The organism is Actinomadura meyerae (assembly GCF_900188445.1).
GTDB lineage: Bacteria > Actinomycetota > Actinomycetes > Streptosporangiales > Streptosporangiaceae > Spirillospora > Spirillospora meyerae.
The window spans coordinates 77,531-102,691 of record NZ_FZOR01000029.1; the positions used below are offsets into that span (position 1 = coordinate 77,531).

Below are 25,161 nucleotides of genomic sequence, written 5' to 3' on the forward strand. Positions count from 1 at the left end.
AACGCTGCTTGTATTTATAATAGCTGCCATGGAGAATCAGAGCGCCGGGGTCCGCGGCCGAAGCCCCCGGGCCGCACCCCGCCTCGCGGCGCGCCGGCTGCCGCTGCTCGCCGGCGCGCTGCTCTCCCTCCTCGCCGGGCTGTGGGGCGCTCTCAACCTGCTGGACGTCGCCGTTCCGCTGCCGCGCGCGTCGTTCGCGCAGCAGCACGGCCCGCTGATGGCGCTCGGCTTCCTCGGCACGCTGATCTCCCTGGAGCGCTCCGTCGCCCTCGGACGCCCCTGGGCCTACGCCTCACCCGCTCTCGCCGGCCTCGGCGCCCTCACCACCGCCGCCGGGTTCACCGCCCCCGGACGGGTGCTCCTCACCGCCGCCGGCGGCTGGCTCGTCGCGGTCTACATCGCCGTCCTCGGCCGCCGGACCGGCCGCGACCTCGCCGTCCAGACCGCGGGCGCCGCCGCCTGGTACATCGCCGGGCTGCTGTGGATCGGCGGCCGGGGCGTCGGCGACATCGTCCCGTGGCTCGCCGCGTTCCTCGTCCTCACCATCGCGGGCGAGCGCCTCGAACTCGCCCGCGTCGCGTTCCTCGGCCGCCGCGCCTCCGACGGCCTCCTCGGCACCGCCGCGCTGATCGGCGCGGGCGCGGCCGTCTCGGTGTGGTGGGCCGGACCGGGCTGGCGCCTCACCGGCCTCGGCATGGCCGCCCTCGCGGGCTGGCTCGCCGTCCACGACATCGCGCGCCGCACCGTCCGCGGGACCGGCCTGCCCCGCTTCGCCGCCGCCTGCCTCCTCGCCGGATACGCCTGGCTCGCCGCGGCCGGAACCATCTGGCTCGCCGCCGGACGCCCCTCCGGCGGCGCCTACGACGCCGCCCTGCACGCGGTGTTCCTCGGCTTCGTGATGTCGATGGTGTTCGGGCACGCACCCGTGATCCTGCCCGCGGTACTGCGGATCCGGCTGCCGTACCACCCCGTCCTGTACGCGCCGCTGGTGCTGCTGCACGCGTCGCTCCTGCTCCGCGTCGGCGGCGACCTGACGGGCTCGCCGGCGGCGCGGACGCTGGGCGGCGTGCTGGGCGAGGTGTCGCTGCTGCTCTTCGCCGCCTGCGCGGCGGCCGCCTCGCGGCTGGTCGACAGAGCCGCCTCGCGGCTGGTCGACGGAGCCCCCTCGCGGCCGGTCGACGGAGCCGCGTCGCCGCCGGTCGGCGGAACCGTCTCGGAGCCGGTCGAAAGGGAACGGTCATGACGTCCATCGGCATCCGCCCGAAGGTGGGCCCACCGCCCCCGCCGCCGCACCGCCCGCGCGCGGCCTGGCACGCCGCCGCCAACGGCGTCGTGCTGGTCTGGCTGGCCTTGACCGTGGTCGCCGCGCTCGTCCGGCACGAACTGCCCGCGCCGCGCTGGCTCCTGATCCACCTGTTCCTGCTGGGCGCGGTCACCAACGCCATCGTGACGTGGACGGAGCACTTCGCGTCGGCGCTGCTGCGCGTCCCGGCACCGCCCGGCTGGTGGCCGGTCACGCGGCTGGCGACGCTGAACGCCGGGATCGCCGCGGTTCTGTGCGGAGTCTCTCGGGGCTTCCCCTGGATGGCCGTCGGCGGCGCCGCGGCGGTCGTGGGCGTCGTCGCCGCGCACATCACCGTCCTGGCTCTGCGCGGCCGGAGCGCCCTGGGCGGACGGTTCGCGCACGTCGTCGGCTGGTACCTGTGGGCCGGCGCGGCCCTGATCGCGGGCGGGACGCTGGGCGGGCTGATGGCGTCCGGACGCGTCCCGGCGCAGTGGAACGGGCCGATGCGGGACGCGCACGCCCACGTCAACATCCTCGGCTGGGTCGGGCTCGCGGTGCTCGGCACGCTGTTCACACTGTGGCCGACCGTCCTGCGCACCCGGATGGTGGACGGCACGGGCCGCATCGCCCGATGGTCGCTGCGCGTCGCCGTGCCGGGTCTGGCGATCGCGGTCGGCGGCCTGCTCGCCGAACTGCGATGGGCCGTCGTCGCCGGACTCGTGGTCTACGCGGGCGCCGCCGCGCTGGCCCTCGTCCCGTTCGTCCGGACCCTGGTGCAGCGGCGCCCGCACACGCCCGCGTCCTGGATGCTCGCCGCCGGAACGCTGTGGTTCGCCGTGACCCTGCTCGCCGACGCGTCCCGGCAGAGTCTCTCGGGATTGCTTCCGCCGGTGCTGGTCGGCTTCGTGGGGCAGACGCTTCTGGGCGCGCTGACGTTCCTGCTCCCGGTCGTCCTGGGCGGGGGACCGGCGGCGCTGAAGGCGAACGCCGCGCTGATCGAGCGCTTTTGGATCGTCCGCGTGGCGGCGATCAACCTGGCGGTGCCGCTGCTCGTCCTCCCGGTACCCGGTTGGGCGGAACGCGCCGGATGGATTCTCGTCCTCGCGGCGCTCGCCGCGTTCGTCCTCTTGGCGGTCGCGACGATCCTCCGCTCGCACCGGCCCTCACCGGTCGTCGCGGGCATTACGGCTGGGATCGTCCTGTCGGCCTTGGCTGTTGGGGTCGCGGCTGGCGGCGCCGATTCGTCCCCTCAGACGTTGGCGGCGTCGGGGACGCGGGTGGTGGACGTGGAACTGGCGAACATGCGGATCCGTCCGGGGACGATCGAGGCAGCGCCCGGGACGCGGTTGACGTTGCGGGTCACCAACAAGGACGCGATGCAGCATGACCTGCGTCTTGCGTCTGGTCAGGCGACGCCGATGCTTGATCAAGGTGAGTCGGCGACGCTGACCCTGCCCCCGCTGAAGGCGTCGATCGACGGTTGGTGCACGGTTGCGGGCCATCGTGCCGCGGGGATGACGATGCAGATCAAGACGGCCGGCGCGCACACGGCGCACGCACCCTCACCCGGCCATGAGTCGATGGGGACCGGCCAGCTTGATCTGGCGGCGGCTCCGTCGGAGGGCTGGAAGCCCTATGACGCCTCCCTCAAGCCCGCGCCCGGCGCCAAGGAGCATCGAGTGGAGTTGCGTGCCTCTGACCGGGTGTTGGAGGTGGCGCCCGGGGTTCGGCAGACGATGTGGACCTTCGGTGGAAGCGTGCCGGGGCCGGTGCTGCGGGGCCGGGTCGGGGACGTGTTCGTGATCACGCTGGTCAACGACACGAGCATGGGGCACGGGATCGATTTCCATGCCGGGAGCCTGGCGCCGGATGTGCCGATGCGCACGATCGGGCCGGGGGAGCGGCTGACCTACCGGTTCACCGCCCGGCATGCGGGGGCGTGGCTGTATCACTGCTCGACCATGCCGATGCTGCAGCACATCGCCAACGGCATGTACGGCGCGGTCATCATCGACCCGCCCGGCCTGCCGAAGGTGGACCGTGAGTACGCCCTCGTCCAGGGCGAGCTGTACCTCGGCCAGCCCGGCTCGGAGACGCAGGTGGCCAAGATGCGCGACGGCCGTCCGGACGCGTGGATGTTCAACGGCACCGCCGCCGGTTACGACCACGCGCCGCTGACCGCCCGCACCGGCGACCGCGTCCGGGTGTGGGTGGTGGACGCGGGCCCCTCGTCCAGTACGGCGTTCCACATCGTCGGCGCGCAGTTCGACACCGTCTACAAGGAGGGCGGCTACCTGCTGCGCAAGGACGAGCCGGGCGGCGCGCAGATCCTCGATCTGGCCCCGGGCCAGGGCGGTTTCGTCGAGACCGTCGTCCCCGAGGCGGGCCATTACCTGTTCGTCGACCACGACATGAGACACGGCGAATCCGGCGCCCACGGAATCCTGAAAGTCACTGGGTGATGCAATCATTTTGCCCGTGGAGACAAAGGCCCTTATAGAGCAACTGGCCGGACCGGACCCCAAGGCGGCGATCGATGCCCTGGTCCAGCTCGGAGCTCCGGCCGTGCGCCCCGTCCTGGACCTCCTCTGCGACGAGGACTCACCGGTCGAGTGGAGCACCAGCGCCATCGTGCTGCGCCGCCTGGGGCGCCCTTCCCTGGACCCGCTGCTCGAAGCGATCGCGACGGCCCCCACCGCCGAGGTCGCCCGCCGCTGCGGCTGGGCGCTCTGCGGCCTGAAACTCGACGACCTGTCGGTGCTCGTCCCCGGCCTGCGGCACCCGAGCCCGGTCGTCCGCGCCGACGTCGCCTACACGCTGCAGCTCAAGGGAGAGGCCGCGCTTCCCTATGCTCCCGACCTGGTCGCCCTCCTGGACGACCCCGACGCCGACGTCCGGCAGCGCGTCATCTGGGCTCTCCAGGGGATCGGGCCTGGAACTGTGCCTCTGCTTCGCGAAGTCCGTCGCTCCAGTACCGCCGGTCGCCGCCGCATGCCCGCCCTCCAGGCGATCGCCGCGATCGCCGGGCCGTCCGCCATGGACGACCGCGACCAGGCCCTTGTCCGGCGCCTGATCCGCGTCAAGCTCGCGACCGAGACACCGGAACCCATGCATCTCTGCGGCGCCTGGTACGCCGTCCCGACGACCGACCAGCAGGCCGTCCTGGAGGCGTTCGGCCTCAGCGACCCTGAACCGGTGACGATGCGGCTCGGCCAGTCGGCGTGGAACAGCGACACCCACGAGTGGGACACCGACCACGGCGGCTGCTCCCGCGTGTACGTCCCCCCGGCCTTCGACGACTGGACGCTGGTGTTCGGCCACCACTCCGACGATGCCCATCGAATCCGCGGCCTGGAGGACGACGAGGACGACGAGGAAGCATTCCGCGACATCGTCCTCAGCCGCTGCAGGAGCCTGAGCGACCGCTTCGGCACCGTCCACTGGTATGGCGTGAGCGGCGGCGACGGATGGACGTCCTGGTGCATCGCCGAGAAGGGGGAGATCGTCCGCTACTACGACTCCGAGGAACCCGAGGAGCAGATGGGTTCCCTGGCCGCCGAAGAAGGCCACCACCTCCCCGACCTTGAAGAGTTCGGGGACGACGACCTTCCCGAAGACCTCGAAACCGCCGACGCCACCACGATCGCCGCGCAGCTGTCGGTGAACCCGGAAGAGCTGGGCCCGCAGACCCGCGTCCAGGGCCATGGCGTCCTCGCCCTCACCGCCTGCGGCCGACAGCACGGCCACCCCCGAGGCGCCCTGGAGATCTGACCCGGCGTGGACCGCACTCTGCCTTCGCGAGACGCTCGTCCTCCTGGTCCCACCTATCCCCAGTCAACGGGCAAAGCCGACACCTCGGATCACCCCGTGTGACCAGGGGAAATAGTCCACCCGGGCCAAGTCGTCAAATGGCACGCCTGCGGGCGCCTTTAACGCTCCGCGAGCATCCGCATACCGTTAGTTTGCATGCCATGCCGTCAACCGATCACGAGATGCCACTGGAGCTGGTCCGTGAGAGACCGGTGCTCGCGCCGGTGATCCTGCAGACCGTCTTCGGGCTGGACATGCCCTACGGCGCCGCCACCCTGTCGTCGGAGTCCTTCGCCGGCCTGAACCCGGCCGAGCTGCGGTGTGACGCCACCGTCGTCCTCGACGACCCGAAGAAGCCCAGCCACGGGATCATCGTCGAGTCCCAGCTCAAGTTCGATGAGGACAAGGCTTTCAGCTGGCCCGCCTACACGGCGCTGCTCCGGCACCGCCACAAGTGCGGAGCGACCCTGCTGGTCTTCTGCCCCAATGCGGCGGTCGCGCAGCGCTGCGCCGAGCCGATCGACATGGGGCATCCCGAATGGGTGCTCCGGCCGCTGACCGTCCACCCCGGCATGCTGCCCCCCGTCACCGACCCCGACCAGGCCAGCGCGCTGCCCGAACTGGCCGTCTACAGCGCCCCCGCACACGCCGACGGCCCGGACGCCGAAGCCGTCCTCACCAGCGTGGCCGCCGCCCTCGCCGCCGTCACAGCCAAGAACCACGACCACGGTCGTCTGTACGATGATTACCTGGCCCAACAGTTCTCCGAAGCCGCCCGCAAGCTCCTGGAGGAGATCGTGAAGACCGCCGGTTACGAGTGGAAGTCCGACTTCGCCAAGACCCACCGCGCCGAGGGCCTTGCCGAGGGTGAGGCCAAGGGCGAGGCCAAGGGTGAGGCCAAGGCACTGCTGCTGGTGTTGGAGGGCCGTGGGATCGTGGTTCCGAATGCGGTGCGCGAGCGTGTCACGAACTGCAGCGATTCCGATCAGCTCGAGCGGTGGCTCAAGCGTGCCGGTGTCGTCGAGCGGGCTGAGGATCTTCTGGACTGACACCGGGCTGGGTCTGCGCCCGCCGGGAGAAGGTGTGTGATGAACCTCGCGGGCTACGAGTGGAAGTCCGACTTCGCCAAGAAACACCGCGCCGAAGGCTTTGCAAAGGGCTATGCCGAGGGCTTTGCAAAGGGCTACGCCGAGGGCTTTGCAAAGGGCTACGCCGAGGGCTTTGCAAAGGGCTACGCCGAGGGTTTGCTAGCGGTGTTGGAGGCTCGGGGGATCGCTGTCTCGGACGAGGCACGTCAGCTTGTTTCGAGCTGTAGGGACACCGATCGGCTCGAAGGTTGGCTCCGGCGTGCTGGACTCGTCCACAAGGTCGAAGACCTCTTCGACTGACGGCCGCTACGGCCTCGCCCACTGCGTGTGAGCGGGGCCGTTCGGTGTATGAGGGGCGGCTGCTCCGTGCTGCGGGCGCGCGGTGAGCGTCGGCAATGGCGGGTAGATCTTTTCTTTTTGCTGGTCAGCGGCGGGTGACGGTCGTTTCGTGCCGATTTCTGGGGCTATGGCCCGAGGTGTACGAGGCATCGTCAACCGAGCGAAGTGATGACCATGGCGGACACTGGCGGAGACCAGAGCAAGGAGCTACCCGTTGAGCAGCTCAAGGAAGCCGGCCGGGAGCTCCTCCAGGCGCTCATGGTGCGCACGATCACGGGGGCCAGCGGCAAGATCCAGGACGTGACCAAGCGGGTGACCGATGCCACGGAAGGCGCGGACACCGGCACGAAGATGGCCGCCGCGGGCGCGAAGAAGATCGCCGAGGGGGAGTCCCCGCTCAAGGCGGGCATGAGCGCGGGCATGACCGGCGCGAAGGAGAAGGTGAAGAACGCCCTGCCCTTCGGTGGCGGAAAGGGCGGCAAGGACGGCGGGGGCCAGGACGGCAAGGGCGGAGGTAAGGGCGGCCCCAAGGTCGTCAACATCCTCGAAGAGTTCGATGTCGGACTGCCGCTCCGTGTCGCTTACAACCAGTGGACGCAGTTCGCCGACTACCCGAGCATCACGAAGAAGGTGGAGAGCGTCGAGCAGGAGTCGGACGAGAAGATCAACTGGCGGGCGCAGATCTTCCTCTCCCACCGCAGCTGGGAATCGACGATCATCGAGCAGGTGCCGGACGAGCGGATCGTCTGGAAGTCCAAGGGAGCCAAGGGCTACGTCGACGGAGCCGTGACGTTCCATGAGCTGACCCCGAACATGACGCGCATCCTGCTGGTCGCCGAGTACCACCCGGATGGCTTCTTCGAGAAGACCGCGAACCTGTGGCGGGCCCAGGGACGCCGGCTCCGCCTGGACTTCAAGCACATCAAACGCCACATGATGACCCAGGCCCTCCTGAGGCAGGACGAGATCGAGGGCTGGCGCGGTGAGATCCGCGACGGCGAGGTGGTCAAGACCCACGAGGACGCGCTTAAGGAGGAGCAGGAGGCCAAGGAAGAACAGGAAGGTCAGGGCAAGGACGAGCAGAAGGCCCAGGGCGAGGGCGAGCAGGAGGCCCAGGGCAAGGACGAGCAGGAAGACGCCCAGGGTAAGGACGAACAGCAGGAGGCCGAGGGCAAGAGCGAGGAGGAGCAGGAGGCTCAGGGCAAGGAGGAGCAAGAGACCCGCGAGAAGGAGAAGGTCGGGAGTGCCAGTGCCTGACGGAGACCCGACGTTTTCGCTGATAGGCGTCGGGTAGCGGGTCGTGACACGGAGGCAGAGACCGTCCGAGGCTCGGGGGGAGCGATGGACACCGGTGCGTCTGGCAAGCAGGAGCCCACGCGGGAACTACAGCGGAGCGAGGGCCCGGACGTCTACCTCAACGTCCCCCAGCTCGAAGTGGAGGAGATCTCCCTTGAGGTGGAGAACCTCGAGGCGCACGTCTCGCTCGTCGCCCAGGTCCTGGACCTGCTCAGGCTGAATGTCGGCGCGGATGTCTTCCTCGGACGGGTCAAGCTGGAGATCAAGGGGGTCAAGGCGCAGGCGGAGCTGGACGTCCGGCTGGACAACGTGGCCGTCATCGTCGACCGGGTGCTGACCACGCTCGACCGCAACCCGGAGATCCTCCAGCACATCGGACGCGGCGTGGAGGCGGCGGCGCGCGACATCGGCTCCGGTGCCGGTACCGCCGTAGGCGAAGTGGGCAGGGGCGCGGGCGGTGCCGTGCAGGACGTCGGTAAGGGCGCCGGAGGTGCCGTCCAAGAAGTTGGTAGGGGCGCGGGCGGTGCTGTGGAAGACGTGGGCAAGGGTGCGGGCGGTGCCGTGCAGGATGTCGGCAAGGGAGCCGGAGGCGCCGTCCAGGACGTTGGCAAGGGCGCCGGAGGCGCGGTTCAGGACGTCGGTTCGGGTGCGGGCGGTGCCGTGCAGGACGTCGGTCAAGGCACGGGTGGCGCCGTCCAAGATGTCGGTTCGGGCGCGGGAGAAGCTGCCAAGGATGTCGGTTCGGGCGCGGGTGACGCCGCCAAGGAAGCCGGTTCGGGGGCCGGTGACGCCGCGCAGAATGTCGGTAAGGGTGCGGGCAGCGCGGTTGGAGATGCGGGCTCGGCCGCCGGCGGCGCGGTCAAGGACGCCGGCGAGACCACCGAACAGGCTGCGGAAACGGCTGGTGCGGCGGCGAGTACGGCGGCCCCCGGCGGTACGGACGCCCCCGGCACCGCCGATGCCCGGCCAGAAGAAGACGAGCCCCAGGCGTCCTCTGAGAAAACAGAGGAGGCCGACGAGGACAAGGGCGAGGACAGGGAACCCAAGGACAAGGACAAGGGACCCGAGGACAAGGGACCCGAGGACAAGGGACCCGAGGACAAGGACAAGGAACCCGAGGAACCCGAGGGCGCCCCCGCGAAGAACGACTCCGGCGGCGCCTCTGAGGACGGCGGCGGGTCTGCTGGCCCGGCGTCCATGGAGCAGGCGCTGCACGAGGCTGAGGAGTCCGTGCGCGATCTGGGCCGGGCGCTGCTCCGGCTGGTCTCCGGGTCCGGGCGGTCGTGACCATGAGCGGCGACGAGCGTCCGGACGCCGAGGTCCGGCGGACGGCCGACATCCTCTTCACGGCCCGCATCCAAGCCGATGAGCTGCGCTTCGAGGTCGCCCCGGAGAGCTCGGTCGAGTTCACCGGCGACGCCTCCGCCGAATCGTCGTCCGGCAGCGCCCGCACGAACCTCCCGGACGAGGTGGACGAACACGTCACCTACCGCGACGTACAGATCGACTACGCGATCGCGGCCAAGCTCGCGCCCCCGGATGCGGACGACGACGACTGAACCTGGATCAGCCTTCCTGCGTCTGTACCTGGACATGTGATCGTCCAAAGGGAGCAGGATGCTGAACCTCGACGGCTGGAATGCGATCGACGGCGTGCTCAAGGAGCGGTACGGGGACGCCGAGCGCCTCGAATGGGACGCGCCGATGCCGTACCGGCCGATGGGGCCGATGCCGATGGGGCAGTTCGTCACCAACACGATCGCCGTCTATCCGCGCACGGACCCGGTGCCCCACTGGCATCTCATCGGCTACGCGCTCACCGCGCCGTTCGAGGAGCGCGGCTACGAGTTCACGCTGCGCGTGCCGCGCCTTCCGCACGACACGGCCGCGCCGAACTGGGCGATGGCCCTCCTGGAGAAGCTGGCGTCGTACGTGTCGAAGAGCGGCAACGACTTCCAGCCGGGCCACTACATCGAGTTCCCCGATCCGCTCGACCCGGAGCGGCCCGGCTCGGCGCTCCGCGCGGGCGCGTTCGTCCTCGACCCGGAACTCGGCCGCGCCGGTACGCCCCTCGGCGAGGTCGCCTTCCTCCAGTTCGTCGGCATCACGACCGACGAACTCCACGCCGCACAGTCGTGGCACGTCGCGGGTCTCATGGACGCGATGGCGCCGCACCTCCCGCTGCTCATGACGGACCTCGACCGTACGTCCCTCGCGGACGATCCCGGAGCCGCGGACGCCGTCCGGGACGGCTCCCGGCGCGACGGATCCGGCACCGGCTACCTGTACTTCCAGCAGCTCGACGCCGACACGTCCGACGGCGTGACGCTGGAGATCGGCGCGCGGCACGTCCCGCAGTTCACCCGCGTCCTGCCGGCGCGCGTCCCGCACGGCGCCCCGCTGATCCTGCGCGGCCCCGGCCGCCCCGTCGCGCTGCTCCCGGGCCAGTCCGTGACGCACAACGAGGCCGAGCATGCCCTCGAGATCACCCTTCCGGACGCCGTCTGCCACGCCATCGCCGAGACCGTCCGCCCCCAGCCGGGCACCTACCGCGTGGGCGCCCTGACCGTGACCATCGTCCCCTGACGCGCGCGAGCCGCCTCTTCACCCAAGGAGGGGCGGCTCGCACATATGACGCAACACCGCTGAACAGCGCGCACGCCACCCCAGAACGGAGCTACGGCGTCATCAGTCGGCGCAGTTCGGCGAGTAGCGCCTCCCGATCGTCGACGGACCTCAGCACACGCGGAATGTTGACCGCCACGTACGTCACCCCCGCGGCCGCGTTCCCGTCCCCACGATGGAGGGTGACCGTCCTTGACGGGACATCGCGGTCGCTGGCGTACACGATGAAGGCGACCGGGACGCCTTCCGAGCCGCCGGCCGCCTGCGCGTACACGAAGCTCTGGTACAGATCGGACGCCGCGACGTTCTTGTCCGCATAGAGCTTGTACTTGGCATCGACGGAACAGCGCCGGGCGTTCCGCCCATGCCCTTGGACGAGTTGGACGTCCGGCCGAATCTCGGTGTAAGCCCCGCTTCCCCCGCCCCTGATCGCCCCGGCCAAGCTCTCCTGTGCCCGCACGACGACATCGGATCCGCCGAAGGCGTCCCGCAGCAGCCTGGTCACGAACTTCTCGAACAGCGCGTTCATGTCGATCATGAAGGCGTGCGTCGTCCGGCCGTGGGCGGTGTGCCGATCGGTGAAGGACGAGCCCTCCAGCAGCATCCGGGCCCACCGGTGCGCGTCGCGGTAGTGCTCGTTGGCCCGGTGGTAGGTGAGGCGCTCCACGGCCGCGCGCACATCGAACGCGCCGGACGAGCACACGCTGGAGAAGTCGGCCGCGAGCCGCCGCGCCGCAGCGCGCACGTCCGGGTCCTTCGCCGTCCGGGCCGCGAGCTGGAGCGCCGCACCGCAGAGCCGGTTGTCGAGGATGTCGGCGCTGCGTTCGTCGTACCGGCACTCCAGCCGGTCGAGCATCCCGAACCGTCGCGTGACCTGCTGCTCTACCAGCAGCCTTCCCCGGACGACCGGAAGCGCGTCCTCGCGCCGCACGTACTCGCGCCGCAGCCCGTGCCGGAGCAGCCGGTCGCACTCCCGCGTCAGCAGCAGGCACACGAGGTCTCGCAGATCCAACCCGTCCCCCAGCCGCCGCAGCAGCGGCAGTTCACGCAGGGACTGCAACCCGGCCGCATAGTCGAGCATCTCCAGCACGCCGAGTTCGGATCCGGCGAGCTTCGGCACGACGCGGACGGATGCACGGTCGAGGTCGACCACGCCCACGTGCGACCCGGCCTCGATCTCGAGCCACCCGTCCCTGAGCCATCGCAGAGTCAGCCGCTTCGACAGTGCATCCGACCGGGTGACGGCGATGTCGGCCGCGGACGGTTCGAGCCCCGGCACCCTCCGCTTCTCGTACTCCTTGACGACGATGGGCTCCATCAGGCGCCCGCGTTCGCCTGGAGTTCGGAGGACAGTGCCTCGACGAGCCGTTCGTCGCTGAGCCCCGCGACGGTGTGGGCCTGCACGTCCACGATCTCCTGGCCGAGGAAGCGGGACAGCATCGAGTAGTCGTCGTAGGCGTACTCCTGGAGCAGCGGCAGCACCTCGGTGCGGACGATGGCGGCCAGGTCGGCCTCGCTGTCGACCGGCTCCCCGCCCGGCATGAAGAACGAGTGCCCGATCTGCCGCTCCCGTCCCAGCTCCTTGACGACCCGCCGGTTGAGTTCCCGCAGCAGCAGGCCCAGATCCACGTCTCCGACCTTCTGCCCGTCGAGGGCCTCGGTGTCGGGCAGCAGCTCATGGAAGGCGAACCGGCGCCGCAGTGCGGAGTCCAGCAGCCGGATGCTGCGGTCCGCGGTGTTCATCGTCCCCAGGACGTGGACGTTGGACGGGACGGCGAACCGCCGCCCGCTCGGCAGCGTGATGTGCATGCCGCGCTTGTCCGGCTCCAGCAGCGTGATCAGCTCTCCGAGGATCTTCGGGATGTCGCCCCGGTTGATCTCATCGATCAGCAGCAGGTACGGCCGTTCGGGATTGGCCGAGGCCGCCTCGCAGACCCGCTTGAAAACTCCGTCCCGCAGCACGAGCCGCAGCCCGCCCCGCCCGCCCTCGTCCGGACGGAACCCCTCGATGAAGTCCTCGTAGCCGTACGCGGGATGGAACGTCACCTGCGTCAGGTACCCGGCCTCGCGGAGAGCGTCCAGTGCGCGCCGGAACTCGGCGGTGCCGTAGGGGGCGAGCGGGTCCACACCCGTCCCCGGAACCTTCGTCACCAGCCACCAGAGGGCGAAGCGCAGGCTCGTGTACGTCTTCCCGGTCCCCGCGGCCCGTACAGGACCACCTGCCTCTTACGCCCGAGAAGCTCCGCGAGCTGGGTGAAGAACGGGTCCGCGGGGGCGACCTCGCTTTTGAGCTGCCCGGGCGTCCCCGTCTTGCGGAGAGACTTCCACAGCTCGGCCGAGACCCTTGCGACGGTGACCGTACCCCACGACTTCTGTGGCCGGGCCAAAGTCTGCGCGTAATCGGTGTCCCAGTCGACGGAAACCGTGTGCTGGAAAGCCGTGCGGTCGTCACGCCACTTGTAGCCCTCCTGGGTCACCGTCCCGACGCCGAGTACCTCCTTGGTGCCCTTGTTGGCCACCACCAGATCACCAGGCTTGAGCTGGTAGAGCCGCCACACCTCGTTCGCCTTCGCCGAGATCTTGCTCCTGTTGCCCCTGTACTCGGCGGAGTACGCCTCTTCGAACGCGGCTCGGAATTCCTCCTCCGAGCCGTACTCGGTAAGGTCTCCGACCTCTTCCCAGCCGATGCAGATGTAGCCGCCCGTGAGGCAGTCGTCCCAGTACTTGGCGTTCTCGCCGGGTGCGACCTTGAGGATCGTCGTGGTGGGCGGACGCGGGTCGGCCCACTCGTAGAGGAACGTGCCGATCTCGTACGGGTGCCAACCGGAGAAGCGCCCGTCGCCGTCGACGATCTGCTTGAGGCGCTCATGTGCCGCGAACGCGTCGAGTTGTGCCGTCTCTCCGGACAGATGAAAGATGAACGCGCGCACGTGGTCCCGGCTCCTGACCGGGACGAGCGCCTTGGGGAAGTAGCAGGAAAGCGCCTTGGCGGTCAGGGCGGGCGCCGGACGGATCGAGTCGATGGTGTCGACGTCGGCGAGCCGTCCCGCCTGGACGCTCTCGAATGCCTCGACGAAGCCTGCTCGCACACTCTCCCAGGCCTGCCGCTCGTCGGCGTACTCGGAGGGAAATCGCCACACGCCCTCCTTCTTCCGTCGGAAGACGAGATGTTTGCCTGCGCTTCCTCCTCTCATGCTCGCGAGGGCGGGCGTTCCGAACTCCATGCGGTGACAGAAGGAATCCTGGTAGACGTCTGTTCCCAGCGCGTATCGCTCCAACGGCATGGCCGGCCAGGCGTCCAACGGAAAGTCGCTCACCACTTGTGCGATCTGCGCATCCGCCTCCGCGATCCGACTCGCGCGGGCGCTTCGGTCGAACTCGGAGAGCGCTTCCGACAGCGGCTTGACGGGTGTGGTGATGCCGCTGAACGCGGCGAGGGGGACGAGTGTGCACGACTGGCACACCTTGGACACCGGGTGGCCGGCCCCGTTCCGCAGCCCGGCATCCGCCGCGAAGGCATGCCGTCTCCGCACGTCGTCCACCGGCCCGGCCTGCAGAAGGCGCAGCCACAGATCCCCGTCCGGGTCGGGGTGGACCTCCCAGCCGTCCTCGTATCCGACCATGTGCGTGCAGTTCCGGCTGTGGTGGAGCGCGGTCCCATCGCTCGCCGGGCAGATCACCTCACCGGAGGACGGCGTCAACTCGTAGGACTGTCCGTTGTAGTGGACGATGCGGCGCCCGTCGGGGGTTTCGTTGATGGTGACGCTCAGTCCAATGCCCATCCTCAATTGGTAGCGGATGTTCGTTGAGGCGTTACCCGTGGAACCCCGGTCGACACTGGCCGACTCCGGTCACTCCAAATAACGGGTACATGGAAAAGTAGGCTCTCGGTATGTATCGGCCGTTCCGCCAAATAAGCGGCGGCTCACCATATGCCGTGCGTCGCTGCGTCTATTCCGTTCCTGCGACTTATTCCGGTGCGAACAGCTCTTGCTGGACACGACTTCACCGAGCTGCTTCACGGTCTGAACACCGTCCACCAACCGCCGACGCGACCACTCGCGAGGCCTCCCCAGCCGATTGGGCCGGGGAAGCAACGGCTCCAGCACCCGCCACTGCCGGTCGGTCAGATCCTTACGCGCTCCAATCGATACCCTGGCCACCGAGGTCTCCGTGCAGATGGTCTTCTTGGTCGTTGATCCATCTACCGGAGACCTCACCCATCTCCAGACACGACATGCCGACCAGGGACGAGACTTCCTAAACAGGGCCTAGGTGCGGGCCTCGGCGGTCGTGGTCACGGATGAGCTCCGACCGCTCGGGCGATCGCGTCGGCGGCGGTGGTCGGGGCTTCGGCCGCGCTGATGGTGGCGCCGGTACCGGCCCAGGTGAACATCCAGGCGCCGCCGATGTAGTCGGCGCCGACCTCGGCGGACCTGCCGGGTGCGTGGGTGTTGATCACGTACAGGACGGGGGTGCCGCTGCGCTGGACGATGCCGCACGCCATCCCGCCGCGCCTGCGCACGGCCTCGTCGAGAGCGGCCAGGAACGCGCGCCGTCCCTGTGCCGGCATGGCCGTCTGATCGTCAATGGTCATCTCGCCGCTGTGTGTCGCCGCTGTTCGGTCTGCGCTGCCCCTCGACAAGGTCGCCGGGTTGGTGTGCCCGTCCCGTCCGGTCAAGTCGGCACCGCTGGACGGCGTGGGCGTCATCATGGCCGCCACCATCGACCCGTCAGGCTTTCCGGCGGACGTGTGCGCGGGCATCGGCTCCGGCGGGAGCCCCGACCGGTCTTGGCGCGAGGCCCGCACCGCCCTTCGCTTCACGACACCACGGCGTCCGGTCGTCCACCACGATGACCTGGGTGCGATGGCGCTGCTCGCCCAGATCCCCGTGGACGCCATGCGCGACAACGCCGATGTCGCCGCGATCGCCTGCCTGTCGGCCGAGGACGTAGAGACCTTGGACGCGTACTGCACCACTGGCTCGCTGCGGCGCGCCGCCGACGTCCTGCATCGGCACCACAGCAGCGTCGCCCGTCGCCTCGATCAGGTCGCTAGAGCCTTGTCCACCGACCTGACCACCCCTGCTGGTCTGACCCGGGCCCGGCTTGCCCTGACCGCCTGGCATCTGCTGAACAACTGAGAAACCGTACCGTCCGCTCGCCCGTCGCTGAATCAGGCGGTTGACGGGGAGCGTTTTGATTTACTCGCGGGATGACGGATTGGTCGCGACTCTCGCACGCCTACGGTTCCGCCGAGAACATTCCCGGGCTCCTCGATCGGGTTGCGGCCGGACGAGATGATCAGGCGTGGAACGAACTGTGGTCGGCGCTGTGCCACCAGGGAACCGTCTATTCCGCTAGCTTTGCGGCCCTGCCGCGCCTCGCGGCCATCGCGTCCGACCAGGAGACGGGAGACGATGACGCCGTCATGGCGGTCTTGCTGGCCGGCGCCATCGTGGCCGGTGAAGCCCAGCCGTACAACTCCGTCGACGTCCGCGCACGCCATGCGGCGGACATCGATGCCCTCGGCCGCATCGCCATCCGCATGCTGCCTGCGGCGTCCGACCGCAATACGTACGTGTACCTTCTGCAGTCCGTGCTGGCCTTCGAGGGCGTCCGCGTCTGGGGGCATCGGCTCGAAGGTCTCAACAATGATGAGTACGAGATCGAATGTCCGCAATGCAGTGTCGAGATGTTCGTCGCCTTCGGCGATGACGGTCACTTCTCCTGTGTCGGCGACTACGCCACGGACGCGGATGTTCCCAAGCTTCCGCTGCGCCCTGCGGACCCGAAGGCCATGAGCCGCTTGGCGGACCGCCTGCACACCACTGCCCGCACCCATGGCCAGGAGGAGGTGGCGGTGCGGCTGACGTACCTGTTCGGTACGGCGACCTGCCCTGAGTGCGGCGCGGAACTCCCAGTGGCGGACCAGATCCACCCCCACTGGTGATCGCTGCTGGGCGGTGCATGTCCCAGCCAGCGACTCAGTAGCAGAGCGGCCATTCCGTGCGTTCCGCGTTCCGCGAGGGCGGAACGCACGCTATGAGCACGAAGTCGGAGGCGACCCCGGCACCCGTGGACTAACGGCAGGCCGAACGCCTCCATTGGCGAAGAAGCCAACGGTGGGCCTGGACCTGCCGGTCATGACGGCTCATGCGGCCTCGGCCCATGTGGGTGGTGGGTGTCTTCGCTGGTGGAGGGGGACGGTGTCGGGTGGGTGGAGCCGGTAGGTGTAGCGGCCGTCCTGCGCTTTGGTGATGTGGAGTCGGTCGGGGTGGGTGTGTTTGTAGCGGTTGTGCCAGCCGCAGGTGAGTGCGAGTTTGTCGATGTCGGTGGGGCTGTTGCCGAGGGCCCAGCCGTGGACGTGGTCGACCTCGCACAGTGTCCCGGGGACCTCGCAGCCCTGCACCGCGCAGGTGTCGTAGAGCGTTTCCAGGACTTGGCGCTGCGGGACGGTGGCGAACCTGACCCGATGGCCCAGGTACAGCGGGGTGTTCCCGGCGCCGAGCAGCAGCGGTGACACCCCGGCGCTCAGAGCGATGCGCCGGGCCTGGGCCGCTGGGATCGGGGTGCCGTCGGTGAGTCTGGCCGGGGTGGTTCCGCCGGTGAGGGTGTCCAGGTCGCAGATGACGGTGACCTTGGTGGCCCTGTGTCCACCCGCCAGCACACCGGTAAGTGCGGCCGCGGTTCGCTCCGAAAGGTCGCGCCGGTCGTCGGTCCCGGCGGGCTTGGCCAGCGGTGCGAGGGTGCCGTCCCAGATCGCGGCGTCCTCGGCGTTGAGCCAGCCCTTGATGTAGCGGCCACCGTCCAACGACCGGGTCGAGTCGATCCAGGACCGCTCATACCCCCGCTTCACGTCCTCGGGGGCTTGTTCGCGCCCGTCGCGTTCGGCGATGACGTCACGGATCCGCTTACCGAACGAGGCGACCTTCCCGGCCGAGAAGCCCTGGTCGACCATGCCGAGCAGGGTGGTCTCGGCAGTGGCGCAGTCATCATCGTCCAGGCGGGCGGTGGCCTCGGCGATCGTCGCGGCGTACCCGGTCGACAGTTCACCGGCGGTCCACCGCTCGGTGACCTCCGTCAGACGGTGCCGCTGCCGCGCCAGGGTCAACCGCTCTTTGGCGCGGGATTCGCGCATGCCCATACGGGACCGCAGCCAGGAGCGAGTGGAGGGAAATCCCCACCGCTGCACCTCACGGGCCCCGTCCACCACACCGACGAAACCGGCCAGCGCAGCTTCCAGCAGATCAGTGTCGGCGGCGAGTTCCTCGGCCAGCTCCAGGCAGGCGGTTGGGGAGTCGGGGGCGGTGCGGGAGGCGAGTGCGGCGGCGATCGCCGATACCGCGTGCACCAATTCAGCGGTGGACGCGGCGTCAAGATCGCCCGCAATCAAGCTCATGCATCCATGATACCCGTCCGGACATCAAACCGCTCTTCAGAATCGAATATCGACCATGATTCTTTCGAACTCTCGTGATCGCCGCTGGCCGGTTCTTGCATATACCGCATTTCGGGCATCTTGGTTTTGTTGGCTTGTGGATTGTGTGTTGTGCGTTCCTTCTTGGGGTGGGGGCGGCGCGTCGGGCAGAGGGCAGGCGGAGCCTGCCCGACGAAAGCTGCACTCAGGGGCCGCAGAGGCTCCAAAGTCAAGGGTGGGACGAAGTCCCATCGCGAAGCGACGCCGAAGGCGCCCTTGACTTTGGAGGGGCGGCCCCGTACGCAGCGCCGCCCCCACCACGATTCCACCAACACACCTGGGACGAACTATGTCCGGCGCGCCTCCGACAGGCATCCCAAGGACGGTGGCCATCCGCACCGAGTGTGGGTGGACAAGGTCAACTCGTCATTCAGAGGGCGCCTCCGACTGCGCGGCATCGAATGCCTGAGCGACGGCAAGACTGTCCTCGTAGACGTGGTGCCGGGTGATGAGGCCGTGTTCGACCGTGAGGTGCAGCGCGAACCGGGCCCGGTAAGCACGTCCAGTGGACCGGGCAGTCTGACGGATCTCGCCGAGCACCACCGCCTCATCGCCGTCGACGAGGACATGCTCGACCTCGGTGGCCACCTGGTCCGGCACGTGGTGCTCGGCGAGTTCTCGGTAGTGGGCGGCCGCATCGGCGCGGGTGGAGCGATGGCGGATCCACGGGGTGTCGGCACGGCCGTGCTCGGCTTCGGGCCAGCTCAGCTTCCAGTCTCCATGATCGGCGTACAACGCCGCGATGCGCTCCGGGTCCCCCTCACCGATCCGGCGCAGCAACTCCTCCACGACCGCCCGCGTGGTCGTAAACGTGGCTATGGACATGGCGAACCCTCCCGATCTGGTGCCGTGTCACAACGACAAGCGACACGACACGCGTCGCCGCCACTCTTGCCCGCACCGACCGGCCAAGGCGATTACCTCGCAGGTAGGCAGCCTTAAGTCAGTCTTGAGGCAGTCCCAAAGGATGCGGGTCAGGGCGTAGGGCGAGGTCAGCAGGAGAAACGAGACAAGACACGGCCATGCTCGTCCTTGCCTCAGGCCGTCGGATCCCAGAGGCCGCCGGCCTCGCCGCGGGCGAGGTGCTCGGCGTAGACGCCGACCTTCCAGGCGATGACTGAACGGCACTCCTCCAGCGCCTGGATCTGTGCCTCGACGCGCTGCCGATGGGCGTCGAGGAGTTGCAGGCGCTCGGCCTCGTTGCCCGGACCATGCCGCACCAACTCGGCGAACCGTTTGAGGTCGGCGAGCGGCATACCGGATTCCCGCAGCTTGACGCAGATCAGCAGCCAGTCGACATCGGCGGTGGTGTATCGCCGCCGGCCGCCCGCGGTGCGCTGAACCGGTCCGACCAGCAAGCCCTCGCGCTCGTAGAAGCGCAGTGCGTGCACGCTGAGCCCGGTCCGCTCCGCCACCTCGCCGATGCTCAGCGGCTCCACACGGGTTTCGGCAGTCGCCATGCCGCCCAGCCTAGGACTTGATCTAGACCTCACTCTAGTTCCTAGCGTCGTCGGCATGACCATCACTGATCAGCAGCCGCTCGGGTCGCCCTTCTCCGCCTCCACCACCGTCGACGACGTCATGGCCGGCCTGGACCTCTCCGGCATGACCGCCGTGGTGACCGGGGGTTATTCCGGACTCGGGCTGGAGACCACCCGGGGTCTGGCGGCCGCCGGGGCCCACGTCATCGTTCCGGCGCGCCGTCCCGACACCGCCCGCGCCGTCCTCCAGGACGTTCGGGGCTGCGACGTCATCGCCATGGACCTGGCCGACCTCGGCAGCGTGCGCGCCGCCGCCGTACAGATCAGCGACCGGCTCGACCGGCTCGACATCCTGATGGCCGTCGCGGGCGTCATGGCCACTCCGGAGCGGCGAGTCGGGCCCGGCTGGGAAGGCCAGCTCGCCGCCAACCACTTCGGGCACTTCGCACTCACCACCGAGCTCTACCCGCTTCTGGCCGCCGCGGACGGCGCGCGCGTCGTCGTCAACAGCTCCGCCGGACATGCCCTCACCGACATCCGCTGGCATGACCCGCACTTCCGTACCGGCTATGACAAGTGGCTGGCCTACGGCCAGGCCAAGACCGCCAACGTCCTGTTCGCGGTGCACCTCGACACCATCGGACGCGACGACGGCGTCCGGGCGTTCGCCCTGCACCCCGGCAAGATCATCACAGGTCTCCAGCGGGACATGACTCGCCAGGAACAGATCGACCGCGGGTGGGTGGACGAGCACGGCAACGTGATCGGCGCCGACTTCAAGACCCCCTCCCAGGGCGCCGCGACCGGCCTTTGGGCAGCCACCTCGCCACTCCTCAACGGCCGTGGCGGGCTCTACCTGGAGGACTGCGACGTCGCACGCGTCTCCACCCCCGAGCAGCCCATGGACGACGAAGGCGTCCGCGCCTACGCCATCGCACCCGACTCCGCCGCGCGACTCTGGGACCTGTCTCTCGCGGCGACCGGCGCCATCCCGATCACCCGATGAACCCGCACTCCGCGCGCGCATACACGCTGTCTGCCACCGTGCCGCACTCCGCCCTGCGCAGCCGGCCTCACCGAGTGTTCACGGTCTGGACTCGAAACAGGCCAAGACGGTAGGCCGAGCGAAATCGGCAGGAGCGGATGCGCGGATTCGTATATCTGCACTCCACTATCGCCGGCCTCTGCCGGCAGGCCCGCGCCGGTCTCTGCCGGCAGGCCCGCGCCGGTCTCTGCCGGCGGGCCCGCGCCGGTCTCTGCCGGCAGGCCCGCGCCGACCTCTCCAACCGGCCCGCGCCGAGCCGCTCGCCGCTGAGGAAAGACGCCACCAGAGCCGCCTTTCAAGCGCGGTCGGCGCGGGCCCAGATCTGGCTTGCTGCCCACGACACAACCTTCATCCATCGTCACCGGCAACGATGCCTGCTACGGCTCAAATGACTTCACCCGCACCGTCGGGAGGAACAGTCAATACCTGTGGATCGGGTCTTTCGTGTCAGTGGAATTGGCCGGCTTGATGTAGGTGGTCGAAGATGACCTGGTCGACGGGGGATACCTGGTCGCGGTCGGCGTAGGTGAGCCAGACGAGTTCTGCGATTTCGCTGCCGGGGGTCGGCTGGCCATGGTGGTCGGCGGTGTAGCAGGTCATCTGCACGGTGACGCCGACGGCGTGGCCGTGTGCTTGCGCCCGGAAGGTGCCCACGTGCGTGGCGGTGGCCGGGACGATGGCGAAGGCGAGTTCTTCGTCGATTCCTCTGATCAGGGTGTCAAGGTCGGTTTCGCCTTCTTCGCGTTTGCCGCCGGGGATGTAGTAGACATCCTTGCCGTGTGAACGCTGCGCCTGCGCGGACGAGGGCGACCACGTGGGGTGCGTTCACCGCCCGCCAGCGGGTCTGAGCGGATTCGGTGAGCTTGAAGGCCATGGCCAGGCCGGCGGCCCGTGAGCCGGGAGGCCCCTTGGTGGCCTTGGTCCGGTGCCTGACTGTGGCGAAGGTGCTTTCGATCGGGTTCGTGGTGCGCAGGTTTCCAAATCTCGGCGAGCGCCTCACCGGGGAGGTACACCCCTTCCCGGCCGATCCACAGCTCTCAAGCATTGCTCCCGTCGGAAGCCGGCCGACCTTACGAATCACTGGAGGCCCGTCCCGTCGTAGGCGGCAGCCTGCCGGGAGAGCCGCCAGCCCTTAGACCGATGCAACAGGTCAGCGGTAGTGGTCGGCGACGGCCGTGAAAGCGGCCTTCGGTTCCCAGGGCATGTCGGGATAGGTGGTGCCGTGGCCGTTTTCGAGGACCTTCACGATGCCGTAGCTCGCCAGGTCCAGGTCGTCGCGCGGATCTCCGCCGGGGCGGTGCGGGTGGTCGTAGAGGGCGAAGATGAACACGAACGCGCTGTCGACGCCTTCGGCTTCGAAGACGTCCAGCACTTCGCTCAGGTAGGCGGCCTGGCCGGCTTCGTCGCGGGCGTACTCGCCGTCCAGCCGGACGGGCGCGCCGGTGTCCTCGTCGTACTCGACGATCTCCAGGCCCCGCGCGCCGACGTCGCCGGCCCCGCGGAAGCAGGCGGAGCCGAACTCGGTGATCGCGACCGGCTTGCCCTGCGCGACGAGCGTCCGGACACCTTCGCGGAACTGGTCCGCGATGTCGGCCGAGCGGTAGAGGTCCATGGAGATGATGTCGAAGGGCGTCCAGTCCACGAAGTCGAGCTGGACGGCCGCGTAGGTGATCCGGCCGCCGAAGCGCTCGCGGACGAGCTTCACGGCGTCGCCGAGGAAGGCGTTCACGCGGCCGCCGGCCTGGGTGATCAGCTCGCGCAGCCGCTCCGGTCGACTCAGGAGTGCGACCCGCTCGGCCAGGGAGTCGCCGGGGAGGAAGCCCCTGTTCATCAGGCTCAGCTCCGCGCCCGTCACGAACACCACGTCGGCGCCCCGCAGCCGGAGCCGCTCGGCGCGTTCGGCGCAGTCGGCGAAGAGCGCCAGCATCTCCTCGCAGGTCAGCTCCAGCGGATAGGGCGAGAACCAGACCTCGAGACCCAGGTCGGCGGCCAGCGTCGCGGCCAGTTCCAGCCGGTCGGGGTCGCCGCCGCTGATGCGGACGGCGTTGCAGTGCAGATCGTCCCGGATGATGCGGAGTTCGCGCTCGGCCAGCGCCGGGTCGAAGCGTTCGCGCGAGTTCCGCCCGTCGCGGATGAAGCCGGTGTCGTAGGTGATGCCCTTGGCGCGCATGGAGGGGTCCTCTCTTTTCGTTTAGGGTACGAACCGTACCTTACTTGCCTCCTGCACGGCGACGACGCCAACCTTGGCGAGGAACGGGCGGTACCGGATACGGGGATGAGGGCATGGCGGACGATCCGGAAAAGCGACCAGGGGACGGGCAGACGCGACGCCGTGGCGCCGTTCTGGAGGAGGCGATCCTCGACGCCGCCGTAGCGGAGCTCACCGAGTCGGGGTTCTCCGGGCTGACCATGGACCGGGTCGCCGAGCGCGCCCGCACCAACAAGAACGCGATCTACCGCCGCTGGCCCAACCGGCTGGCGCTCGGCATCGCCGCCTACCGGCGGCTGGCCAGGACCGTCCAGCCGCCCGACACCGGCAACCTGCGCGACGACGTCCTCGAGCAGCTCCGCCGGGCGAACCGCCACTGGAGTTCGCCGCTCGGCGCGATATTGCGCGATCTGCTCGCGGCGGCGGGCGGGGCATCGGAACTGCTGGCGCAGCTACCGGACCAGTCGGCGGACGCCGTCGCCGCGCCCTGGCTGACCATCCTCGGACGGGCGGTGGCGCGCGGGGAGGTCGCCCCGGAGGCACTCCATCCGCGCGTCGCGACCGTGGCGATCGTCCTGCTCCGCAACGAGTTCGTGGTGCGCGGCGTACCTACCGCGCCCGACGAGGTCCTCGTCGAGATCGTCGACGAGGTGTACCTCCCGCTGGTGCGCCGGCGCGGCACACCGGACGGCTGACCCGCGCCGGCGGCTCCTTGTCCGTGAGCTTCCAGAAACAGCTTGTCCGCAATGGTTTTCGCCGTGGTCGAACCGCTTTTCGTTCGGCATCCGGTCCACTCCGGGATTCCACGGATTTCGACACGCCGCCATAGCCGCCTAGGGGACGAACCCGTTAATGTGGCAACGTTGCCATGCTGCGATCGGTGTGATCTCGGCATGCGCCGCCACGAGCGCAAGGGGGCCTCGTCGAATGGGGATACCGCACGACCTCCACAACGATTCTCCTCATCCATGGGGCGTTTTCCTCGGGAGTGGCCGCTGATGGGGATCTTCGGCAAGAAGGAACAGATCGATCTTTCCGATCCGGGCGAGGTGGTCATAGCCGATCACGTGGCGGCCGCCGTCCCGGATGCGGGCGAGTACCTCCTCGATTCCCTCGCGCAATTCTGTAACGAACAGATGTACGTCCGCTTGAAGGCCGACATCGATGCGAGGCGCGCCCCCAACGGATGGCTCGTCGGCAACGGTTTCGCCGACGTTCCGCCAGTGGGCCGCAAGCAGACCCCGATGACTTTCCTGAGCCTGCTCGTCGGAACGGCGCGGGACGAGAGCGTCATCTCCGTATGGGGTACCTCGGCCAACCGCGGCAAGGATTACAACACCCTCGCGACCACCCTCAGGATTCTGGTGGGCACTCAAGGGCATGCCGCCGCCGCGACCTGGGCGATCATCGCCCGCCCGGAGGGTCGCTTCAGCCTGGACTACCTCTCGGAAGCCCTCCGGGGGAGTTGGGACGAGACTCTCGGGCTCCTGCGCAACAAGGACGTCATCAGGGCCTTCAAGAACTGGAACAAGTAACCCGCGACGGATGGCGCGGTGCAACAGGCGCAGGTAAGAATTGATCACGGGCAGTGGCCCGGCTTGCTCGACGTTCAGATGAGGTGCGGTGCTCACGTGTCCGTTCGGAAGCGGAGATGGTGAAGGGCGTGCTCGTAGGCGGCTCGCTCGTGTGCGAGATCTGACCAGTCCTCGGGTGCTTCCGCGACCCTGAAGCAGTCCTCGCCGGTGAGGTCCCACACCTCCGATTCCACCCAGGACAGGCGCCGGTACTTGCGCGGTGCCATGGCCTGGGAGCCGAAGTCCCAGCCGACCGCCGACACCGGACGTCCGGAGAACTGCTCGCGGGCCCGCTCGGCGTACCGGGACCGCGTGATCGTGTCGGGGTGCAGGAACGACAGGTCGAATCCGTTGTCGCCCAGGCCGAACGCCGCGAGGCCGAACAGGAACGTCGCCTCGATGCCCCGATCCGTGCAGAACTCGGCGATTCTGGTGGCGCCCACGAGTGTGCCCGCGTAGGAGATGACGAAGACGCGCCGGAGCGGGTGGACGTCCAGGAAGTGGCGCAGTGCCGTGATGATCGTCTCGCCGGACGCGACGGTGTCCCCGATCAGCAGGGTCTCCGCCGGAGCCTCGAAGCAGCAGTACGGGACCTCGATGCGGGCGGTGTCATGGGCGACCGCCGTCCGTGAGGTGGCGATCAGGTTGGTGGGCAGGTTGTGGCTCGTCTCGGCTGAGACGGCTTCCGCGAGCCGGTAGGCGAGACCCTTGCTGAGTATCACCAGCTCGGCGGTCTCGTCGGGCCGGTACTCGTCGCCCAGATGGGCGATGAACCACCGGCTGGAACGGAGACAGGCCGCGCGAAAGCCGGTGCCCATGAGGTTGCGATCGAAGAGCAGTTCCTCAAGGGCATCGTTGTGGACGAGATAGAGCCGGGGATCGTCCTTGACCAGTTCCGCGCTGCTCCGTTCCAGCTCGGTGTCCAATGG

24 protein-coding genes and 1 pseudogene are annotated in these 25,161 nt (G+C 68.9%); 14 read left to right on the forward strand and 11 right to left on the reverse strand.

The annotated features are described in order from the left end of the window. Nucleotides 1–28 precede the first annotated feature (28 nt). The 9 genes from CHF16_RS26335 (at nt 29) to CHF16_RS26375 (ending at nt 10,404) form a co-directional block, all read left to right on the forward strand. A complete protein-coding gene (locus tag CHF16_RS26335) occupies nt 29–1,243 on the forward strand; it encodes a hypothetical protein (RefSeq protein ID WP_179271704.1) in 1,215 nt (404 codons plus the stop codon). Then, nucleotides 1,240–3,747 (forward strand): multicopper oxidase domain-containing protein, encoded by a 2,508-nt coding sequence (locus tag CHF16_RS26340; RefSeq protein WP_089328826.1) that lies wholly within the window; start codon nt 1,240–1,242, stop codon nt 3,745–3,747. Before CHF16_RS26335 ends, CHF16_RS26340 begins: the two co-directional genes overlap by 4 nt. 16 nt (nt 3,748–3,763) lie before the next feature. Further along, the gene (locus CHF16_RS26345; RefSeq protein ID WP_143228125.1) at nt 3,764–5,056 is read left to right on the forward strand and encodes a HEAT repeat domain-containing protein; all 1,293 of its coding nucleotides are present in this window, start codon (nt 3,764–3,766) and stop codon (nt 5,054–5,056) included. Between the two features lie 200 nt (nt 5,057–5,256). Further along, entirely contained in the window at nt 5,257–6,144 is an 888-nt protein-coding gene (locus CHF16_RS26350) for a hypothetical protein (protein WP_143228126.1), read from the forward strand. 39 nt (nt 6,145–6,183) lie between these two features. Next, entirely contained in the window at nt 6,184–6,483 is a 300-nt protein-coding gene (locus CHF16_RS26355) for a FliH/SctL family protein (protein ID WP_089328829.1), read from the forward strand. 207 nt (nt 6,484–6,690) lie between these two features. After that, nucleotides 6,691–7,779 (forward strand): SRPBCC family protein, encoded by a 1,089-nt coding sequence (locus CHF16_RS26360; RefSeq protein ID WP_089328830.1) that lies wholly within the window; start codon nt 6,691–6,693, stop codon nt 7,777–7,779. Between the two features lie 84 nt (nt 7,780–7,863). After that, nucleotides 7,864–9,105 carry a putative sodium/potassium/calcium exchanger gene (locus tag CHF16_RS40965; RefSeq protein ID WP_218826843.1) on the forward strand — a complete coding sequence of 414 codons (1,242 nt, stop codon included), beginning with the start codon at nt 7,864–7,866 and terminating at the stop codon, nt 9,103–9,105. Between the two features lie 2 nt (nt 9,106–9,107). Beyond that, complete coding sequence (locus CHF16_RS26370) at nt 9,108–9,377, forward strand: hypothetical protein (RefSeq protein ID WP_089328831.1); 270 nt, start codon at nt 9,108–9,110, stop codon at nt 9,375–9,377. A 58-nt stretch (nt 9,378–9,435) separates the two neighbouring features. Next, entirely contained in the window at nt 9,436–10,404 is a 969-nt protein-coding gene (locus tag CHF16_RS26375) for a suppressor of fused domain protein (protein ID WP_089328832.1), read from the forward strand. 91 nt (nt 10,405–10,495) lie between these two features. On the opposite strand, the gene CHF16_RS26380 is transcribed toward CHF16_RS26375, so the two are convergent. From CHF16_RS26380 to CHF16_RS26400, 4 genes are all read right to left on the reverse strand, one after another. After that, nucleotides 10,496–11,761 carry an McrC family protein gene (locus CHF16_RS26380; RefSeq protein ID WP_089328833.1) on the reverse strand — a complete coding sequence of 422 codons (1,266 nt, stop codon included), beginning with the start codon at nt 11,759–11,761 and terminating at the stop codon, nt 10,496–10,498. Then, a complete protein-coding gene (locus tag CHF16_RS26385; protein WP_179271705.1) occupies nt 11,761–12,594 on the reverse strand; it encodes an McrB family protein in 834 nt (277 codons plus the stop codon). Before CHF16_RS26385 ends, CHF16_RS26380 begins: the two co-directional genes overlap by 1 nt. Further along, nucleotides 12,591–14,225, reverse strand: a complete 1,635-nt coding sequence (locus CHF16_RS26390) for a hypothetical protein (RefSeq protein WP_089328835.1) — start codon at nt 14,223–14,225, stop codon at nt 12,591–12,593. Before CHF16_RS26390 ends, CHF16_RS26385 begins: the two co-directional genes overlap by 4 nt. 515 nt (nt 14,226–14,740) lie before the next feature. Next, the gene (locus tag CHF16_RS26400) at nt 14,741–15,040 is read right to left on the reverse strand and encodes a hypothetical protein (RefSeq protein WP_143228127.1); all 300 of its coding nucleotides are present in this window, start codon (nt 15,038–15,040) and stop codon (nt 14,741–14,743) included. On the opposite strand from CHF16_RS26400, the gene CHF16_RS26405 reads away from it, so the two are divergent. Together CHF16_RS26405 and CHF16_RS26410 are read left to right on the forward strand one after the other, a co-directional pair. Beyond that, nucleotides 15,033–15,587 carry a helix-turn-helix domain-containing protein gene (locus CHF16_RS26405; protein ID WP_089328838.1) on the forward strand — a complete coding sequence of 185 codons (555 nt, stop codon included), beginning with the start codon at nt 15,033–15,035 and terminating at the stop codon, nt 15,585–15,587. The two genes, CHF16_RS26400 and CHF16_RS26405, sit on opposite strands and share 8 nt — an antisense overlap. Nucleotides 15,588–15,658: 71 nt before the next feature. After that, nucleotides 15,659–16,396, forward strand: coding sequence for a hypothetical protein (locus CHF16_RS26410; protein WP_089328839.1), 738 nt, complete (start codon nt 15,659–15,661; stop codon nt 16,394–16,396). A 201-nt stretch (nt 16,397–16,597) separates the two neighbouring features. On the opposite strand, the gene CHF16_RS26415 is transcribed toward CHF16_RS26410, so the two are convergent. The 3 genes from CHF16_RS26415 to CHF16_RS26425 all read right to left on the reverse strand — a co-directional run bounded on the left by CHF16_RS26415 (nt 16,598) and on the right by CHF16_RS26425 (nt 19,392). Next, nucleotides 16,598–17,845 carry an HNH endonuclease signature motif containing protein gene (locus CHF16_RS26415; protein WP_089328840.1) on the reverse strand — a complete coding sequence of 416 codons (1,248 nt, stop codon included), beginning with the start codon at nt 17,843–17,845 and terminating at the stop codon, nt 16,598–16,600. A 444-nt stretch (nt 17,846–18,289) separates the two neighbouring features. Next, on the reverse strand, nt 18,290–18,712 hold the full coding sequence (locus tag CHF16_RS26420; protein ID WP_245869241.1) for a nuclear transport factor 2 family protein: 423 nt from the start codon (nt 18,710–18,712) through the stop codon (nt 18,290–18,292). A 248-nt stretch (nt 18,713–18,960) separates the two neighbouring features. Beyond that, nucleotides 18,961–19,392, reverse strand: coding sequence for a MerR family transcriptional regulator (locus CHF16_RS26425; RefSeq protein WP_425427514.1), 432 nt, complete (start codon nt 19,390–19,392; stop codon nt 18,961–18,963). A gap of 46 nt (nt 19,393–19,438) precedes the next feature. Between CHF16_RS26425 and CHF16_RS26430 the strand changes: the two genes are divergently transcribed. Then, nucleotides 19,439–20,410 (forward strand): SDR family NAD(P)-dependent oxidoreductase, encoded by a 972-nt coding sequence (locus tag CHF16_RS26430; RefSeq protein ID WP_089328843.1) that lies wholly within the window; start codon nt 19,439–19,441, stop codon nt 20,408–20,410. Nucleotides 20,411–20,896: 486 nt separating this feature from the next. Here the strand turns inward: CHF16_RS26430 and CHF16_RS26435 are convergent, their stop codons facing one another. The 3 genes and pseudogenes from CHF16_RS26435 to CHF16_RS26445 form a co-directional block, all read right to left on the reverse strand. Continuing rightward, nucleotides 20,897–21,208 (reverse strand): NUDIX hydrolase, encoded by a 312-nt coding sequence (locus CHF16_RS26435; RefSeq protein ID WP_089328844.1) that lies wholly within the window; start codon nt 21,206–21,208, stop codon nt 20,897–20,899. Beyond that, a pseudogene (locus tag CHF16_RS26440) lies at nt 21,168–21,425 on the reverse strand (hypothetical protein); the annotation flags it as partial. The pseudogene CHF16_RS26440 and the gene CHF16_RS26435, both read right to left, overlap by 41 nt. A 174-nt stretch (nt 21,426–21,599) precedes the next feature. Beyond that, nucleotides 21,600–22,619, reverse strand: a complete 1,020-nt coding sequence (locus CHF16_RS26445; RefSeq protein WP_089328845.1) for a glycoside hydrolase family 113 protein — start codon at nt 22,617–22,619, stop codon at nt 21,600–21,602. Between the two features lie 113 nt (nt 22,620–22,732). Here CHF16_RS26445 and CHF16_RS26450 point away from each other — a divergent pair, with 113 nt between their 5' ends. Then, complete coding sequence (locus CHF16_RS26450; protein WP_089328846.1) at nt 22,733–23,353, forward strand: TetR/AcrR family transcriptional regulator; 621 nt, start codon at nt 22,733–22,735, stop codon at nt 23,351–23,353. A 303-nt stretch (nt 23,354–23,656) separates the two neighbouring features. Then, complete coding sequence (locus tag CHF16_RS26455) at nt 23,657–24,193, forward strand: hypothetical protein (protein WP_143228128.1); 537 nt, start codon at nt 23,657–23,659, stop codon at nt 24,191–24,193. 92 nt (nt 24,194–24,285) lie between these two features. On the opposite strand, the gene CHF16_RS26460 is transcribed toward CHF16_RS26455, so the two are convergent. Beyond that, on the reverse strand, nt 24,286–25,158 hold the full coding sequence (locus tag CHF16_RS26460) for a hypothetical protein (RefSeq protein WP_089328848.1): 873 nt from the start codon (nt 25,156–25,158) through the stop codon (nt 24,286–24,288). Nucleotides 25,159–25,161: the final 3 nt, after the last annotated feature.

Coding starts and splice junctions, on each gene's coding strand:
- CHF16_RS26335 (WP_179271704.1), top strand. CDS start 29: ATGGAGAATCAGAGCGCCGGGGTCCGCGGCCGAAGCCCCCGGGCCGCA.
- CHF16_RS26340 (WP_089328826.1), top strand. CDS start 1,240: ATGACGTCCATCGGCATCCGCCCGAAGGTGGGCCCACCGCCCCCGCCG.
- CHF16_RS26350 (WP_143228126.1), top strand. CDS start 5,257: ATGCCGTCAACCGATCACGAGATGCCACTGGAGCTGGTCCGTGAGAGA.
- CHF16_RS26355 (WP_089328829.1), top strand. CDS start 6,184: ATGAACCTCGCGGGCTACGAGTGGAAGTCCGACTTCGCCAAGAAACAC.
- CHF16_RS26360 (WP_089328830.1), top strand. CDS start 6,691: ATGACCATGGCGGACACTGGCGGAGACCAGAGCAAGGAGCTACCCGTT.
- CHF16_RS40965 (WP_218826843.1), top strand. CDS start 7,864: ATGGACACCGGTGCGTCTGGCAAGCAGGAGCCCACGCGGGAACTACAG.
- CHF16_RS26370 (WP_089328831.1), top strand. CDS start 9,108: ATGAGCGGCGACGAGCGTCCGGACGCCGAGGTCCGGCGGACGGCCGAC.
- CHF16_RS26375 (WP_089328832.1), top strand. CDS start 9,436: ATGCTGAACCTCGACGGCTGGAATGCGATCGACGGCGTGCTCAAGGAG.
- CHF16_RS26380 (WP_089328833.1), bottom strand. CDS start 11,761: ATGGAGCCCATCGTCGTCAAGGAGTACGAGAAGCGGAGGGTGCCGGGG.
- CHF16_RS26390 (WP_089328835.1), bottom strand. CDS start 14,225: ATGGGCATTGGACTGAGCGTCACCATCAACGAAACCCCCGACGGGCGC.
- CHF16_RS26405 (WP_089328838.1), top strand. CDS start 15,033: ATGGTCATCTCGCCGCTGTGTGTCGCCGCTGTTCGGTCTGCGCTGCCC.
- CHF16_RS26400 (WP_143228127.1), bottom strand. CDS start 15,040: ATGACCATTGACGATCAGACGGCCATGCCGGCACAGGGACGGCGCGCG.
- CHF16_RS26410 (WP_089328839.1), top strand. CDS start 15,659: ATGACGGATTGGTCGCGACTCTCGCACGCCTACGGTTCCGCCGAGAAC.
- CHF16_RS26415 (WP_089328840.1), bottom strand. CDS start 17,845: ATGAGCTTGATTGCGGGCGATCTTGACGCCGCGTCCACCGCTGAATTG.
- CHF16_RS26430 (WP_089328843.1), top strand. CDS start 19,439: ATGACCATCACTGATCAGCAGCCGCTCGGGTCGCCCTTCTCCGCCTCC.
- CHF16_RS26445 (WP_089328845.1), bottom strand. CDS start 22,619: ATGCGCGCCAAGGGCATCACCTACGACACCGGCTTCATCCGCGACGGG.
- CHF16_RS26450 (WP_089328846.1), top strand. CDS start 22,733: ATGGCGGACGATCCGGAAAAGCGACCAGGGGACGGGCAGACGCGACGC.
- CHF16_RS26455 (WP_143228128.1), top strand. CDS start 23,657: ATGGGGATCTTCGGCAAGAAGGAACAGATCGATCTTTCCGATCCGGGC.